Origin of the sequence: Nocardioides aequoreus (assembly GCF_000720335.1) — a bacterium.
Lineage (GTDB): Bacteria > Actinomycetota > Actinomycetes > Propionibacteriales > Nocardioidaceae > Marmoricola > Marmoricola aequoreus.
Genome location: NZ_JOJN01000006.1, coordinates 143,122 through 157,858 on the forward strand (window position 1 = coordinate 143,122; position 14,737 = coordinate 157,858).

Consider the following 14,737-nt stretch of genomic DNA (forward strand, 5'->3'; position numbering starts at 1 on the left):
GGGCTGGGTCGACGGCACTGGGGCGGCGCTCTAGTCGTCGAGCACGATCCGGGCGAGGCGACGCAGGTCGTCGGTGAGGTCGGTCTCGCCGAGGGTCACGTCGCCGTCGTAGTGGAAGGCGTAGACGAAGCGGTCGGGCTGGGGCGGGCTGGCGGCCGCGGCGGTACGGAAGTCGATGCGCTGCACCAGTGAGCGGACCTCGGGCACCCGCGGGTCGTCGGACTCCAGGTCGACCTCGCCCTGACGCACCATGCCGGCGACGCCGCCGCTGCGACGGACGCCGACGGTGGTACCGGCGACCGCGGCGGGCCCGGGCGCGACCGACGTGCCGGGTGTGACGCCGACCTGCTCCCACGCCGCGGTGACCGCGTCGGCCTGGTCGCCCGCAGCGGCGACGGTCGCCGCCGCGAAGCTGCCGAAGTCCTCGCGGGGGCCGGACGCGAGCAGCGCGTCGTACCAGATGCGTCCGGCGCCCTGCCAGGTCTGGCCGCCGACCGCCCGGGCGGCCAGGGCGAAGGCCCGGTTGGGGATGCCGCTGTTGATGTGGACGCCGCCGTTGTCGTCCTGGGTCACCACGAAGTCGTCCATGTGGCCGGGCTGCGGGTCGGTGCCGACCCGGGGGTCGTCGTAGGCCGTGCCGGGCTCCAGCATCGAGCGAAGCGCCCGGCCCTGCACACCCGGCAGGAAGATGCCCGCGCCGACGAGCCAGTCGGCCTGCTCGGCGGTCTGGCCGGCCACGCGCTGCTTGACGCAGGCCCCGACGACGTCGGCCACCGACTCGTTGAGCGCGCCCGGCTGGCCCTCGTAGGCGAGGTCGGCGGTGTGCTGGACCAGCGCGTGCGCGAGCTCGTGGCCGAGCACGTCGATCGGCTTGGTGAAGCGGTCGAAGACCACGCCGTCGCCGTCGCCGAAGACGAGCTGGGTGCCGTCCCAGAAGGCGTTGACGTAGTCGCGGTCGTAGTGCACGGTCGCGACGGCGGTGGCCCCCGCGTCGTCGTAGGAGTCGCGCCCCCAGTCGGCCAGCAGCGCCAGCGTCTCGGTCAGGCCCGCCGCGGCCTCGTCGACGGCTGCGTCGCCGGTCGCGGGGTCACCGGCCCTGCGCGCGAGCGGGCCCGGCAGCTGCGTGCCGTTGCCGGCGTCGTGCACCGACCAGTCGTCCTCCCCCGCGAGCGACGCGCGTGGGGCCGCCTGGCGCCGCTCGCGCAGCTGGGCGTCGAGCGTGCGCGCCCGGCGGACGCACTCGGCGGTGTGGTCGTCGGCCTCGGCGAGCCGGTCGAGCAGGTAGGCGGGGATGAACTGGCGCATGCCCCCAGCCTCGCACCGTCCCCCGACAGGCGCGGGCTCAGCGGGGCGGGATCAGCGTCGCGGCCGGGTGACCGAGGCGACGGCAGGGCGGACGTCGACGAGGTAGACGGCCGTGGCGACGTGCCCCAGGATCGCGAGCAGGCCGATGGCCCCGCTGAAGAGCTGCGCCACGGCGCTCAGGCCGAGGATGAGCAGCCACGCCTGCTTGGTCAGCTTGTCGGCGGCGACGAAGGCGTCGGCGGGACGGACCAGCGCGTCGACGAAGGCCCAGGTCTTGACCAGGATCAGCGCGAAGACCGCGATCTGGGCGACGCCGAGCTGGAGCGCGAAGAGGTCCACGTCTGCAGGCTATCGGGCGGCACCCCGTCCGGGGAGCGCAACAGACCCCCGGACCGGGGTCCGGGGGTCTGTCGGCACCTGCCTCGCGCGAAGGGAGGGGTCACGCGAGGCCGCGCTCCCGCCGCCCGTCGGCGACGGGTGCCTGGAGGGCCCGCTCAGGAGGACGAGGCGGTGCTCTCGGCGCTCTTGGCCGTCTTGGCGGCCGTCTCCTGCACGGACTCGGCGGCGGCCGCGGTCTTCTTGGCCGCGGTCTTCTTCGCCGCGGTGGCCTTCTTGGCCGCCGGCTCCGTGGTCTTGCTGGCGACCTTCTTGGCCGTCGACTTGGTGGTCGGCGCCTTCTTGGCGGCCTTCTTGGCCGACTTGGTGGCCGGCGCCTTCGCGCCCGGGGTCCGCTTGGCCTGCGCGGTCTTGGCGCGCTCGCGGCGCACGACCGTCGAGCTGTTGGGGGCCTCGCGCAGCGTGGTGACGGCCTTGTCGCCGTCCTTGCGGATGGCGGCGACGAGCTTCTCGCCCCGCTCGGCCAGCTCGGCGTAGGTCTTGGTCAGCTCGGCCAGGGCCTCGTCGACCAGCGACTGGACCTTCGCGGGGAGCGCCTTGGCGTCCTTCTGCAGCTCGGCGACGCGCGCCTCGAACTTGGACTGCGCGTCCTTGGCGTCCTTGGTCAGCTCGTCGACGCGGGCGTTGACCAGCGCGACGGCCTGGTTCTGCAGGGCCTTCGGGTCGCGCTCGACCTTGCTGACGCGCGACTGCACGTCGTTGAGCGCCTCGGTGGCGCTCTTCTGGGCCTCGGCGGCGTAGCCGCGGGCCAGCTCGTAGGCGACCTCGGTGACGCCGGCGACGGCGTACAGGGGCTTCAGGGTGGTGGTAGCCATGTCACTCTCCTCGGGTGTGGCTGGTGGTGCTGGTGGGTGTGGTCTCGGACGGGTCCGTCTCGTGGGTGTCGGCAGCGGTGCCGGCGACCCCACGGAACGCCTGGTAGACGTCGAGCAGCGAGTGCTTCTGGCGCTCGGTCAAGGCGGGGTCGCCCAGGATGGCGAGCTCGACCGACCTCACCTCGCCGTGCGGGTGGACGATGCCCGCCTGCACGTAGAGCTGCTCGGCAGAGATGCGCAGCGCCTTGGCCAGCTGCTGCAGCACCTCGGCGGAGGGGCGACGCAGACCCCGCTCGATCTGGCTGAGGTAGGGGTTGGAGACCCCGGCCTGCTCGGCCAGCTGGCGCAAGGACAGCTCGGCAGCCACGCGCTGCTCGCGGAGGTAGTCCCCGAGCGACTCGACGGCGTTGCCGACCTTGCTCCGTGCCATGACCCCATGGTGCTTGCTGCTGCTAGCAGAAACAACCTCAGGGCAGGTGAACGCAGTCACACTCACGCTTGTGACACGAGTGTTTCCTCATGCTTGCAGTGCAAGCACCCCCGCTAGGGAAGGACGGCGCGGACCTCGCCGACCGGCCGCCCGGCGCCCAGCAGCGGCCAGCGCCCGGTCTCGCGCACCGCCTCCGCGTCGACGCCCGGCTCGTCGAGCACGCCGGCCCGCTCGAGCAGCGCCGCCATCAGCACCGGCCGGGCGCGGGCCGCGCCGTCGTCGGTCTTCGTGGCGAAGGCGCGCCCGTCGGGCAGCGCCACGGCGTAGCAGGACTCCGCGCCCGCCTTGCCGATGGCGCCCGGCACCGCACGCAGCAGCCGCAGCTCGTCGCGGGTGGTGCCCGAGACGTACGCTGGGTGCGCGCGGATCGCGGCCGCGACGCGGGCCTCCGGGCCGCTCTCCGCGGTGGCGAGGGTGGCGAAGGCCCGCGCCAGGCCGACCAGGGAGGTGGCGAGCAGCGGCGCCCCGCAGCCGTCGACGGCGACGTGGGCGACGGGCTCGGCGGTGAGGCGGGCGAAGGTCGCGGCGATCGCCTGCTGCAGCGGGTGGTCGACGTCGAGGTAGTCCTCCGTCGACCACCCCCGCGCGACGCAGGTGGCGAGCATCGCCGCGTGCTTGCCCGAGCAGTTCATCTGGATCGGCGAGCGGGCGCCGCCGGCACGCAGCAGCTCCTCGCGCGCCGCGTCGTCCAGCGGCCAGTCGGCGGGGGTCTGCAGCGCTGACTCGTCGAGACCGGCGCCGGCAAGCACGCGGCGTACCCCGTCGAGGTGGAAGGGCTCACCGGAGTGGGAGGCGCTCGCGAGCGCCAGCAGCTCGCCGTCGAGGTCGAGCCCCGCCTCCAGCAGGCCCACGGCCTGGAGCGGCTTGTTGCAGGAGCGGGGCAGCACCGGGCCGGTGACGTCGCCGGCCGACGCGGCGACCGAGCCGTCGGGCGCCAGCTCCACCCACGAGCCGCGGTGGTGACCCTCCACGAAGCCCGAGCGGACGACCTCGGCGACGACGACATGACCGGGAGTGGGAGCAGGCATGCGCGCGACGCTACCGACCCCTCGCTCTGGCACCATGTGCCGGTGCCCGTCCCCCAGCACTGCCCGAGCCCGCGCGAGCTCGACGACCTCGAGGTGCTGCTCAGCGGTGCACTCGCGCCGCGCACGGCCTTCGACGACGAGGTGTCGCTGACGCTGCCCGACGAGCTGGCGGCGCACGTCGCCTCGGGTGGGGAGGTCGAGCTGGTCGACCCCGAGGGGCTGCCGCTCGCGCTGCACTCCGCGGGCTCGCTGGTGCCGCTCGGCGTCCCGGCGTACGGCCCCTTCCGCCGGCTCCACCTGAGCCCCTCGCAGTCGCGGGAGCACCACCCGGGGGCGACCGTGGTCCCGGTCGTCGCCCCGCTCACCGACGCCGGGCTCGACGCCGTCGCCGCGCACGGTGGCCCGGTCGTGCTGCTCGCGCTCACCGGCGCCGGCACCCCGCAGGGCGTCACCGCGGTCGGGCTCGTGCGCGCGACCCTGGCCGCGGCGCGACTGCTGGGCGAGCGGGGCGTGGGCGCCGACGTCGTGGCGGTGCCGCTCCCCGCCCACGGCGACGCCGACCTCGACCACCGGCTCGGCGCCGCCGTCGTGGCGGCGTACGCCCCGGGCGAGGTGCTGGGGCTGCCGGACGACCCCGAGGGCAGCCTCCCTCCGGCCGTGGCCGAGGTGGTCGCGCAGGACCAGCCCGGCGACGACGAGGTGGGCGTGGTCGTCTTCTTCACCGGCCTGTCGGGCAGCGGCAAGTCGACCCTGGCGCGTGCGCTGCACGACCTCGTCCTCGAGGACGACCGCCGCACCGTGACGAGCCTCGACGGCGACGTCGTGCGGCGTCACCTGAGCGCCGGCCTCGGCTTCTCCAAGGCCGACCGCGAGACCAACATCCGCCGGATCGGCTGGGTGGCCGCCGAGATCGCCCGTCACCGCGGCCTCGCGATCTGCTCGCCCATCGCGCCCTTCGACGAGACCCGGCAGCAGGTGCGCGCCATGGTCGAGCAGGCGGGCGGCGAGTTCGTGCTGGTGCACGTCGCCACCCCCCTGGAGGAGTGCGAGCGCCGCGACCGCAAGGGGCTCTACGCCAGGGCACGCCGGGGGGAGATCCCGGAGTTCACCGGCATCTCGAGCCCCTACGAGGTCCCAGACGACGCCGCGGTGGTCGTCGACACCACCGGCCGCACCATCGAGGAGTGCCTCGCCGAGGTGCTCCCCGCCCTGCCCTTCCACCGGTCCGACTCCCGGGCCAGCGACTGATGGGCGACCTGGTCACGACCTCGACCCTCGCCCTGCTCGCCGTGAGCTTCGGCGTCGGCATCGTCGTGGGCCTCACCGGCATGGGCGGCGGCGCGCTGATGACGCCCGCGCTGATCTTCCTCGGGGTCAACCCGGCCGCCGCCGTCGCCAACGACCTGGTGGCCGCCGGGGTCAACAAGTCGGTGGGGGCGGCGGTGCACTGGCGCCACGGCTCGCCCGACCTGCGGCTGGCCGGGCTGCTCATGGTCGGGTCGGTCCCGCTCGCCTTCGCCGGCGGCTTCATCGTGCAGCGGGTCGGCGGCGGCGAGGTCGAGGCCCAGTCGGAGTTCCTCACCACCGCGATCGGCTGCACCCTGCTCTTCACCGCGGCGACGTACGCCCTGCGGATGTACCTGCAGCTGCGCTACGTCAACTCGGGCAACGCCGTCAAGGACGAGACTCCCCGGGTGCGCGCGCTGCCGACGCTGGCCGTCGGGGCGGTCGGCGGGCTGCTCGTCGGCATCACCTCGGTGGGCTCGGGGTCGCTGATCATGGTCGCGCTGCTGCTCATCTACCCGACCCTCTCCGCCGTCCGCCTGGTCGGCACCGACCTCGTGCAGGCCGTGCCGCTGGTCCTCGCCGCGGCCCTGGGCCACGTCCTCACCGAGGGCATCACCTGGTCGGTCCTGCTGCCGTTGATCGTGGGCGGCACCCCCGGCACCTTCCTCGGCGCCCGGATGGCGGCGTACGTCACGCAGTCGGTGATCCGCCGCGGCATCGTCATCGTGCTCAGCCTGACCGGGCTGAAGCTGCTGGGCGTCCCGCCCGAGTGGGTCGGCATCATCGGGGCCGCGATGCTGCTGCTCGGCCCGCTCGCCTGGGGCGTCGTACGTCGTCGCCACGGGATCGCCGCCTTCGACGACGACGCCACCGCCTGGAAGGTGCCACCGAGGGCCCCCTGAGCTCGGCGCCCAACTCGTGCGGCTGGCGAGGTTTGTCCACCCCGCCGCCAGGGCAGACCTGGAGAGGCACGTCGGCGGTCGAGGTCCCCTCGTGGTGGTGCGCGTCGTGGAGGGGCGCACCCGGGACCTGGGCAACGACGTGCCGACGGGAACGTCACCGGGCTGCTGCCGAGGACTAGACCGGCGAGGCCCGCGAAGGCCTCGCGGGAAGACTCAGGCTGGCCGCTCTCATATGGTGAACGCGCCCAGGGGGGCCGGCGTGGCGGAGACGTCGCGGGGCAGAGCGAACACACGGGGGAACGCATGACGACGCAGCTGGTCACCAGCACGACGAGTCAGACGGCACGGGCGCGTGCCGGGCTGCACTACGTCCCCGTCGTCGCCCTCGGCGTCGACCTGCTGCTGGTGACCACCAGCGTGATCCTCGCGATCCTCGGTCGCGAGGCCTTCCCGAGCGCACCGCTCGAGGTGGGCGACCGGCTGAGCGTCTTCGGACCGCTGATGATCCTCGGCTGGGTGGCCGCCATCTGGGCTCTCGGCGGCTACCGCGCCACGGTCTTCGGTGCGGGCACCGACGAGTACAAGCGGATCGTCAACGCCTCCCTGCTCACCTTCAGCGCCGTCGGCATCGCCTCCTACCTCACCCAGTTCCCGCTGCCGCGCGGCTTCTTCCTGCTGGCCGCCCTGCTCGGCGTGCCGCTGCTGGTCCTCGGCCGGCTGATGCTGCGGCGCAGCCTGCAGCGCGCCCGGCGCGCCGGTGCGCTGCAGCACCGGGTTCTGATCGCGGGCACCGCCGGTCACGTCGACGAGATCGCCTCGGTGCTCAACCGCGAGTCCTGGCTCGGCTACCAGGTCGTGGGCGCGGTCACCCCGCGCGAGCCGGGTCGTGCCGCCACGGCCTCCGGGATCCCGCTGCTCGGCTCCTCCGACGCGCTGGCGATGACCGCGGTCGACGTCGACGCCGACGTCGTCTTCCTCGCCGGCGGCGCCTTCGACACCGCCGCCGACCTGCGCCGGCTCTCGTGGGACCTCGAGCACGAGGACATCCAGGTCGTCATCGCGCCCAGCGTCACCGACGTCTCGGCCGAGCGCGTCAGCATCCGCCCGGTCGGCGGCATGCCGCTGATCCACCTGGAGAAGCCGCGGGCCCGCGAGGCCGTGCGGCGCGCCAAGCGCATCTTCGACGTCGTGGGGTCCGGGGCGCTGCTGCTGGCCTTCTCGCCCGTCTTCGCCTTCGCCGCGCTGTCGATCTGGCGCCACGACCGCGGTCCGGTGCTCTTCAAGCAGGCCCGCGTGGGCCGCGACGGCCGCGTCTTCCACGTGCTCAAGTTCCGTACCATGGTGCTCGACGCCGAGGAGCGGCTGGCCCAGCTGAAGGCCGAGAGCGGCTTCGACGGGGTGCTCTTCAAGATGGACCGCGACCCCCGCGTCACGCCGCCCGGCCGGTGGCTGCGTCGCTTCTCCGTCGACGAGCTGCCCCAGCTCATCAACGTCCTGCGCGGCGACATGAGCCTGGTCGGTCCCCGGCCGCCGCTCGACCACGAGGTCGCGCAGTACGACGCCGACATGGTGCAGCGGCTGCGCGTGCGTCCCGGCATGACCGGCCTGTGGCAGGTCTCGGGCCGCTCCGACCTGTCCTGGTCCGAGGCGATCCGGCTCGACCTCTACTACTGCGACAACTGGTCGATGATCCAGGACCTCACCATCCTGTTCCGGACCTTCAGCGCGGTCATCGGATCGCGCGGGGCCTACTGAGCGGTCTCGCGAGCGTGGCCCTCCAGCGACACCGAGGAGCACGCGCCGTGAGCATGCCGTCCTTCGCCGCCGGGGCCTCGCTGGGCCGTCTGCTGCACGTGCCGTCCGACCGGTCCCCGCGACTGCTCGTGACGATGGCTGTGGGCAGCGACCTGCTCGCGATCAGCGCTGCCCTGACGGTGGCCGCCGTGGCGCAGCACCGCCAGGACGTGCCCGCGCTGGGCGCCGCCACCGAGACGCTGCTGCCGCTCCTCCTGGCCGGAGCCTGGCTCGTGACCATCACCGCCCTCGGGGGGTACGCCGTGGTCGGCCACGCCCGGCTGGAGCGCTTGGTGCTGGTCGTCGCGTCCGGCCTGACGGCCCTGGTCGCGTGGGTGGGGTGGCAGGCCTCCGGGGTGTCGGTCACCCTGACGACGTACGTCGTGGCGCTCGGGGGCGGCACCGTGGCGCTGCCTGCCGCCCGGGCCCTACGGCCCGGTCAGCGCCGGCCCAGCGCCCGGTAGGTCCAGCCGGCGGCCCGCCACCTCTCGGCGTCGAGACAGTTGCGGCCGTCCAGCACGCGTCGCTGGCTGACCAGGCTGCCCACGTGCTCGGGGTCCAGGGCGACGTACTGCGGCCACTCGGTGAGCACCAGCTCGGCGTCTCGCAGCGCCGCCTCCACGTCGTCGGCGAAGGACAGGTCGGGCCACTTGCGCTGGGCGTTGGCCACGGCCTGGGGGTCGGTGACCACGACGTCGGCCCCCTGCAGCCCGAGCTGTGCCGCCACGTTGAGCGCCGGGGAGTCACGCACGTCGTCGCTGTCGGGCTTGAAGGCCGCACCGAGGACGGCGATGCGGCGGCCCTGGATCGAGCCGCCGAGCTCTTCCCGGGCGAGGTCGACCATGCGCACCCGGCGCCGCATGTTGATGGCGTCGACCTCGCGCAGGAACGACAGCGTCTGGTCGACGCCGAGCTCCCCGGCCCGGGCCATGAAGGCGCGGATGTCCTTGGGCAGGCAGCCACCGCCGAAGCCGAGGCCCGCGTTGAGGAAGTGACGCCCGATGCGGTCGTCGAGGCCGATCGCGTCAGCCAGGAAGGTGACGTCGCCGCCCGCGGCCTCGCAGAGCTCGGCCATGGCGTTGATGAAGGAGATCTTGGTGGCCAGGAAGGAGTTGGCCGCGACCTTGACCAGCTGGGCGGTGGCGAGGTCCCCCACCAGCCGCGGCGAGCCCTCGCCGATCGCCGCGGCGTACACCTCGTCGAGGACCTCGACCGCACGCTCGCCCGCGGGACCGTCGGTGACGCCGTAGACGATCCGGTCGGGGTGCAGCGTGTCGGCGACCGCCTTGCCCTCGCGCAGGAACTCCGGGTTCCACACGAGGGTGGCCTCGGGCTGGGCCTCGCGCACGCGCGTCAGGAGGCGCTCGGCCGTGCCGACCGGCACGGTCGACTTGCCGACCACCACGTCACCCGGCTTCAGCACCGGCAGCAGCGACTCGACAGCGGCATCCACGTAGGTGAGGTCGGCCGCCATCTCGCCCCGACGCTGGGGCGTCCCCACGCAGACGAAGTGCACTGTGGCCTCGGCCGCCTCCGTCACGTTGGTGGTGAAGTGCAGGCGTCCGCTCTCGCCGGCGGAGGTGAGGATCTCGGGGAGTCCTGGCTCGAAGAACGGCGCTTCGCCCCGGCGGAGCGACGCCACCTGCGCCTCGACCACGTCGACCCCGACGACCTCGTGGCCGAGCTCGGCCATGCACGCGGCGTGCACGGCTCCCAAGTACCCACACCCGATCACCGACAGCTTCACACCCGAACCCTAGGGGCCTCGTCGTGCAGGTTCCGCCCAGGCGCCTAGACCGCGCCTCGGGCGCCGGCACGCTGCCGGGCAGCGCGCCGGTAGCATTCACCGAGCCCGTCACCGAGGGAAGGCACCGGCATCCGATGACCGTCACGCACGCCGACTACCGGCTGAGCCAGCTCGACCAGCTGGAGGCCGAGTCGATCCACATCTTCCGCGAGGTCGCGGCGGAGTTCGAGAAGCCGGTGCTGATGTTCTCCGGCGGCAAGGACTCCATCGTCATGATGCGACTGGCGGAGAAGGCCTTCTACCCCGCCAAGATCCCGTTCCCCGTGCTGCAGGTCGACACCGGCTACGACTTCCCCGAGGTCCTCGAGACCCGGGACAACTGGGTCAACCGGCTCGGCACGCGCCTGATCGTGGCCAGCGTCGAGCAGGCCATCGCCGACGGCGTGGTGGTCGACGACGGCAAGACCAGCCGCAACCGGCTCCAGATCGGCACCCTGCTGCACGCCATCGAGGAGGAGGGCTTCACCGCCGCCTTCGGTGGCGGCCGCCGCGACGAGGAGAAGGCGCGCGCCAAGGAGCGCGTCTACTCCCACCGCGACGACTTCGGCCAGTGGGACCCCAAGAACCAGCGCCCGGAGCTGTGGAGCCTCTACAACGGCCGGATCCACGGCGGCGAGCACATGCGGGTCTTCCCGCTGTCCAACTGGACCGAGCTCGACATCTGGCACTACCTGGCCCAGGAGCAGGTCGAGATCCCCTCGATCTACTACTCCCACCAGCGCCGGGTCTTCCTGCGCGACGGCATGTTGCTCTCCGAGAGCGAGCACAACCCGTGCAAGCCCGGCGAGGAGGTGGTGGAGAAGACCGTCCGCTTCCGCACCGTGGGCGACCTGACCCTCACCGGCTGCGTGGAGTCCGAGGCCGACACCATCGAGAAGATCATCGAGGAGATCGCCGTGGCACGCGTGACCGAGCGCGGCGCGACCCGCGGTGACGACCGGTTCTCGGAGGCCGCCATGGAGGACCGCAAGAAGGAGGGCTACTTCTGATGGCCGCCGACCAGGACAACGAGACCGGCTCCACCCAGCACACCCTCGACGAGCTCGGCGTGGGGTCCATGGACCTGCTGCGCTTCGCCACGGCAGGATCCGTCGACGACGGCAAGTCGACCCTGATCGGGCGGCTGCTGCTCGACTCCAAGGCCATCTTCGAGGACCAGCTGGAGGCCGTGGAGGCCACCAGCCAGTCGAAGGGCTACGACTACACCGACCTGGCGCTGCTGACCGACGGCCTGCGCTCGGAGCGTGAGCAGGGCATCACCATCGACGTGGCCTACCGCTACTTCGCCACGCCCAGCCGCAAGTTCATCATCGCCGACACCCCGGGGCACGTGCAGTACACCCGCAACATGGTCACGGGGGCCTCCACCGCCGACCTCGGGCTCGTCCTCGTCGACGCCCGCCAGGGGCTGACCGAGCAGTCGCGCCGCCACGCGGTGCTGCTCTCCCTGCTGCGCGTCCCGCACATGGTCCTCGCGATCAACAAGATGGACCTCGTCGACTACGACCAGGCGGTCTTCGACCGCATCCACCGCGAGTTCACCTCGTTCGCGACCAAGCTCTCCATCCCCGACCTCGAGGTCATCCCGATCTCGGCGCTGAAGGGCGACAACGTCGTCACCCGCTCCGAGCACATGCCGTGGTACCAGGGCTCCTCCCTGATGCACCACCTCGAGAACGTGCACGTCGCCTCCGACCGCGACCTGATCGACGCCCGGCTGCCAGTGCAGTACGTCGTGCGCCCGAAGTCCGACGAGTTCCACGACTACCGCGGCTACGCCGGTCAGGTGGCGGGCGGCGTCTTCAAGCCGGGTGACGAGGTCATCGTGCTGCCGAGCGGCCTGACCTCGCGGATCGCGGGCATCGACCTCTTCGACCGGGAGGTGGCCGAGGCCTTCCCCCCGATGTCGGTGACGCTGCGCCTCGAGGACGACGTCGACGTCAGCCGGGGCGACATGATCGCCCGGGTCAAGAACGCCCCCAAGCCCAGCCAGGACATCGACGCGATGGTCTGCTGGATGACCAACAAGCCGCTGCAGCCCCGGCAGAAGCTCGCGATCAAGCACACCACCCGCACCGGTCGTGCCCTGGTCAAGGACGTGCAGTACCGCCTCGACGTCAACACGCTGCACCGTGACCAGGACGCCGGCGAGCTCGGGCTCAACGAGATCGGGCGGGTGCAGCTGCGCACCACGGTGCCGCTGCTGTGCGACCCCTACGCCAAGAACCGCACCACCGGCTCCTTCATCCTCATCGACGAGGCGACCGGCGTCACGGTCGGCGCGGGGATGATCACCTGACCCGGCGTCGGCCGGCTCACCCGAGCCGGCCGAAGTCGTCCTCGTAGCGGCAGATGTCGTCCTCTCCGGTGTAGCCCCCGAGCTGGACCTCGACGATGACGAGCTCGACGTCACCGCCGTTGCTCAGCCGGTGACGCGCGCCGCGGGGCACGTCGAGCGACTCGCCGTGCTTGATCACCGTCGTGGCGCCGTCGACCTCGCAGGTGGCCGTGCCCTGCACCACCACCCAGTGCTCCGAGCGGTGCTCGTGGCTCTGCAGGGAGAGCCGGCGACCCGGCAGCACGTGGATCCGCTTGATCTTGAAGCCGTCCTCGACGTCGATGACGTGCCAGGACCCCCAGGGCCGCTCCTCCGACTCCAGTGCCATGCGGTCTCGGGCTCCCCGTGCTCTCGTCAGGTCGTACCGGCCGGTACGTCGGGGTCAAGTGTGACCCACCGGCGGGAGGGCATGCGTCGGGGCCGGGCTCAGCGTGCGCGGAAGTGCAGGCCCACCTCGGGGTCGACGAGGACCTCCTGGGTGGCGGGGAGGCCGTCGACGTCCAGCTGGGCGTCGACGGGCACGTTGCGCTTGAGCAGCCCCAGCGCCACGGGGCCGAGCTCGTGGTGGCGCGCCGACGTGCCGACGACCCCCACCTGCCGGCCGTCGAGGGTGACGACGCCCTCGCGCGCGGGGAGGCGGTTGTCGGAGCCGTCGAGGTGCAGCAGCGTCAGGCGGCGCGGGGGCCGGCCCAGGTTGTGCACCCGGGCGACGGTCTCCTGGCCGCGGTAGCAGCCCTTCTCGAGGTGGACGGCCGTCTCGATCCAGCCGACCTCGTTGGGGATCGTGCGGTGGTCGGTGTCGAGCCCGAGGCGCGGCTCACCACGGGCGATGCGCAGGGCCTCGAAGGCCCACATCCCGCATGCCGGGCCGGCGGCCGCGGCGTACTGCTCGAGCTGGTCGCGCGGCACCAGGTCGTACTTGCCCTCGGTGAGGCTGGTGGGGCGCGCGACGTCGGCGCTGCCGCCGGTCACGGGCCGCCAGCACACGGCCAGCTCGTCGGTGACGTCGGCGACCTCGACGCGCATCATGAAGCGCATCCGCTCGAGGAGGTCGACGAGCGGACCGGCCGCCCCGGGCTCCACGTGGGCCGTGAGCGCCTCACCGTCGTCGACGACGTACGCCGCGTGCTCGACGTGACCCTGCGGCGAGAGCACCAGCGCGATCGAGGGCTCGCCCGGCCGCAGCGACTCCAGGTGCTGGGTGGTCAGCGAGTGCAGCCAGGGCAGCCGGTCGGGACCGCTGACGCGGACCACACCGCGGTGCGAGAGGTCGACGAACCCCTCCCCCCGGGCGAGGCTGCGCTGCTCGGTGTTGAAGGAGCCGTAGTGCGCCGCGACGGCGGCGTCGGTGCCGTCACCGCTGACGGCTCCCGGCAGCCCGAGCAGGGGGCTCGGGGCGGCGCTGGGAGCGGGCTCGGGGGTCGGGTCGCTCATGGACCCATTGTGGCGCGGCGGTGGTCGGGCCGGGGGTGGGGGCGGGTCACGCCTGCGCGGAGCACTCGGCGCAGGTGCCGAAGACGGTCAGGTGACCGTAGTCGGGGTCGAAGCCGCGCTCGGCGACCACGGGGGCCAGCGCCCGCTCGACCTCGCCGCGCCCGACGCTGAAGGAGCGACGGCAGTGGCGGCAGACCAGGTGGGAGTGCTCGTGGCCGCGGGCCGAGTGGTAGGTCGGCGCCCGGTCGCTGAGGTGGGCGTGTCGGATGAGCCCGAGCTCGTCGAGCAGCTCCAGCGTCCGGTAGACCGTGGAGAGGTTGATCGCCTCGGAGCGCGTGCGGACCTCGGCGTAGACCTCGTCGGGAGTGGCGTGGCCGAGGGACTCCACGGCGGCCAGGACCAGCTCGCGCTGCGGCGTCAGCCGGTAGCCCTTGGAGCGCAGCAGCGACTGCCAGCTGGTCTCGACAGGCTCGACCGACGAGGGCGGCTCGACCGACGAGGGCGGCTCGACCGACGAGGGCGGCTCGACCGACGAGGACGGCTCGACCGACGAGGACGGCTCGACCGACGAGGGCGGCTCGGCGGGCACGGGCTACTGACGCTTCAGCTGGGCGTGGGTGTGCGACTGCAGCGGGTGACCCTCGGCGGCCATGTCGAAGGCGTACATCAGGTCGCCGTTGACGTAGCCGTAGAGCCGCTTGCCGCTGGTGTAGTCGCGCGCGGTGGCGGTGCGCACCACGGCGTCGGTGACGATCTCGAAGCGGGGCTGCTCGGGATGCACCTCGCCGTACCAGGTCTCCACGATGCCGGTGTTGTGGGCCAGCACGACCTCGAGGCCGCCGTCCTCCTGCGGCCGCAGGAAGCCGGTCTCCTGGGCCGCCTCGCGCACGTGACCACCCTGGTCGTCGACGATCCAGGAGCGCGCCATGTAGTGCAGGAAGGGCCGGCCGTCCTGCTGGAAGATCAGCTCCTGCCCGAACTGGTAGGGCTCGATGCCGGGGTACTCGCCGCGGCCGTTGCCGGCCCAGGTGCCGAGCAGCCAGGCCAGCCGCGCGCAGCGCGGATGGATGTTGTCAGGGATCTCGAATGGCATAACCACCTGAGTCTAGGCCGGGCCCGCGCTCTCGACCTCGTCCCGGTG

Annotated in this window: 16 protein-coding genes; 6 read left to right on the forward strand and 10 right to left on the reverse strand. The window is 72.8% G+C overall.

The window, feature by feature from the left end; genetic code table 11:
• Nucleotides 1–30: 30 nt before the first annotated feature.
• From IG63_RS0112950 to IG63_RS0112970, 5 genes are all read right to left on the reverse strand, one after another.
• Nucleotides 31–1,305 (reverse strand): protealysin inhibitor emfourin, encoded by a 1,275-nt coding sequence (locus IG63_RS0112950; RefSeq protein WP_030484784.1) that lies wholly within the window; start codon nt 1,303–1,305, stop codon nt 31–33.
• A 51-nt stretch (nt 1,306–1,356) separates the two neighbouring features.
• On the reverse strand, nt 1,357–1,644 hold the full coding sequence (locus IG63_RS0112955; protein ID WP_084597109.1) for a DUF2516 family protein: 288 nt from the start codon (nt 1,642–1,644) through the stop codon (nt 1,357–1,359).
• 155 nt (nt 1,645–1,799) lie between these two features.
• Complete coding sequence (locus tag IG63_RS22700) at nt 1,800–2,516, reverse strand: hypothetical protein (RefSeq protein WP_051706727.1); 717 nt, start codon at nt 2,514–2,516, stop codon at nt 1,800–1,802.
• A gap of 1 nt (nt 2,517) precedes the next feature.
• On the reverse strand, nt 2,518–2,946 hold the full coding sequence (locus IG63_RS0112965) for a helix-turn-helix domain-containing protein (RefSeq protein WP_030484787.1): 429 nt from the start codon (nt 2,944–2,946) through the stop codon (nt 2,518–2,520).
• Nucleotides 2,947–3,059: 113 nt separating this feature from the next.
• On the reverse strand, nt 3,060–4,034 hold the full coding sequence (locus tag IG63_RS0112970) for an asparaginase (RefSeq protein ID WP_030484788.1): 975 nt from the start codon (nt 4,032–4,034) through the stop codon (nt 3,060–3,062).
• A gap of 42 nt (nt 4,035–4,076) precedes the next feature.
• On the opposite strand from IG63_RS0112970, the gene cysC reads away from it, so the two are divergent.
• The 4 genes from cysC (at nt 4,077) to IG63_RS0112990 (ending at nt 8,481) form a co-directional block, all read left to right on the forward strand.
• Nucleotides 4,077–5,282 carry an adenylyl-sulfate kinase gene (gene cysC, locus IG63_RS0112975; protein ID WP_245604428.1) on the forward strand — a complete coding sequence of 402 codons (1,206 nt, stop codon included), beginning with the start codon at nt 4,077–4,079 and terminating at the stop codon, nt 5,280–5,282.
• A complete protein-coding gene (locus IG63_RS0112980) occupies nt 5,282–6,223 on the forward strand; it encodes a sulfite exporter TauE/SafE family protein (RefSeq protein WP_030484790.1) in 942 nt (313 codons plus the stop codon). The genes cysC and IG63_RS0112980 overlap by 1 nt, the downstream gene beginning before the upstream one ends.
• Nucleotides 6,224–6,526: 303 nt before the next feature.
• A complete protein-coding gene (locus IG63_RS0112985) occupies nt 6,527–7,978 on the forward strand; it encodes a sugar transferase (RefSeq protein WP_084597121.1) in 1,452 nt (483 codons plus the stop codon).
• A 47-nt stretch (nt 7,979–8,025) separates the two neighbouring features.
• Entirely contained in the window at nt 8,026–8,481 is a 456-nt protein-coding gene (locus IG63_RS0112990) for a hypothetical protein (protein ID WP_030484792.1), read from the forward strand.
• Here IG63_RS0112990 and IG63_RS0112995 read toward each other — a convergent pair.
• On the reverse strand, nt 8,457–9,764 hold the full coding sequence (locus IG63_RS0112995) for a UDP-glucose dehydrogenase family protein (RefSeq protein ID WP_030484793.1): 1,308 nt from the start codon (nt 9,762–9,764) through the stop codon (nt 8,457–8,459). The two genes, IG63_RS0112990 and IG63_RS0112995, sit on opposite strands and share 25 nt — an antisense overlap.
• Nucleotides 9,765–9,898: 134 nt before the next feature.
• On the opposite strand from IG63_RS0112995, the gene cysD reads away from it, so the two are divergent.
• On the forward strand, nt 9,899–10,813 hold the full coding sequence (gene cysD, locus IG63_RS0113000) for a sulfate adenylyltransferase subunit CysD (RefSeq protein ID WP_030484794.1): 915 nt from the start codon (nt 9,899–9,901) through the stop codon (nt 10,811–10,813).
• 68 nt (nt 10,814–10,881) lie between these two features.
• A complete protein-coding gene (locus tag IG63_RS0113005; protein WP_030484795.1) occupies nt 10,882–12,123 on the forward strand; it encodes a sulfate adenylyltransferase subunit 1 in 1,242 nt (413 codons plus the stop codon).
• Between the two features lie 16 nt (nt 12,124–12,139).
• Here the strand turns inward: IG63_RS0113005 and IG63_RS0113010 are convergent, their stop codons facing one another.
• From IG63_RS0113010 to IG63_RS0113025, 4 genes are all read right to left on the reverse strand, one after another.
• A complete protein-coding gene (locus tag IG63_RS0113010; protein WP_030484796.1) occupies nt 12,140–12,490 on the reverse strand; it encodes a phosphomannose isomerase type II C-terminal cupin domain in 351 nt (116 codons plus the stop codon).
• Nucleotides 12,491–12,588: 98 nt separating this feature from the next.
• The gene (ygfZ, locus tag IG63_RS0113015) at nt 12,589–13,596 is read right to left on the reverse strand and encodes a CAF17-like 4Fe-4S cluster assembly/insertion protein YgfZ (protein WP_051706731.1); all 1,008 of its coding nucleotides are present in this window, start codon (nt 13,594–13,596) and stop codon (nt 12,589–12,591) included.
• Nucleotides 13,597–13,642: 46 nt separating this feature from the next.
• A complete protein-coding gene (locus tag IG63_RS0113020) occupies nt 13,643–14,185 on the reverse strand; it encodes a Fur family transcriptional regulator (protein WP_245604430.1) in 543 nt (180 codons plus the stop codon).
• 3 nt (nt 14,186–14,188) lie between these two features.
• Nucleotides 14,189–14,689, reverse strand: a complete 501-nt coding sequence (locus tag IG63_RS0113025; RefSeq protein WP_030484799.1) for a heme-binding beta-barrel domain-containing protein — start codon at nt 14,687–14,689, stop codon at nt 14,189–14,191.
• Nucleotides 14,690–14,737: the final 48 nt, after the last annotated feature.

Excerpts from the sequence above, each read along its gene's own strand:
- IG63_RS0112950 (WP_030484784.1), bottom strand. The coding sequence starts at position 1,305 with ATGCGCCAGTTCATCCCCGCCTACCTGCTCGACCGGCTCGCCGAGGCC.
- IG63_RS22700 (WP_051706727.1), bottom strand. The coding sequence starts at position 2,516 with ATGGCTACCACCACCCTGAAGCCCCTGTACGCCGTCGCCGGCGTCACC.
- IG63_RS0112965 (WP_030484787.1), bottom strand. The coding sequence starts at position 2,946 with ATGGCACGGAGCAAGGTCGGCAACGCCGTCGAGTCGCTCGGGGACTAC.
- IG63_RS0112970 (WP_030484788.1), bottom strand. The coding sequence starts at position 4,034 with ATGCCTGCTCCCACTCCCGGTCATGTCGTCGTCGCCGAGGTCGTCCGC.
- IG63_RS0112980 (WP_030484790.1), top strand. The coding sequence starts at position 5,282 with ATGGGCGACCTGGTCACGACCTCGACCCTCGCCCTGCTCGCCGTGAGC.
- IG63_RS0112985 (WP_084597121.1), top strand. The coding sequence starts at position 6,527 with ATGACGACGCAGCTGGTCACCAGCACGACGAGTCAGACGGCACGGGCG.
- cysD (WP_030484794.1), top strand. The coding sequence starts at position 9,899 with ATGACCGTCACGCACGCCGACTACCGGCTGAGCCAGCTCGACCAGCTG.
- IG63_RS0113005 (WP_030484795.1), top strand. The coding sequence starts at position 10,882 with ATGGACCTGCTGCGCTTCGCCACGGCAGGATCCGTCGACGACGGCAAG.
- IG63_RS0113010 (WP_030484796.1), bottom strand. The coding sequence starts at position 12,490 with ATGGCACTGGAGTCGGAGGAGCGGCCCTGGGGGTCCTGGCACGTCATC.
- ygfZ (WP_051706731.1), bottom strand. The coding sequence starts at position 13,596 with ATGAGCGACCCGACCCCCGAGCCCGCTCCCAGCGCCGCCCCGAGCCCC.
- IG63_RS0113025 (WP_030484799.1), bottom strand. The coding sequence starts at position 14,689 with ATGCCATTCGAGATCCCTGACAACATCCATCCGCGCTGCGCGCGGCTG.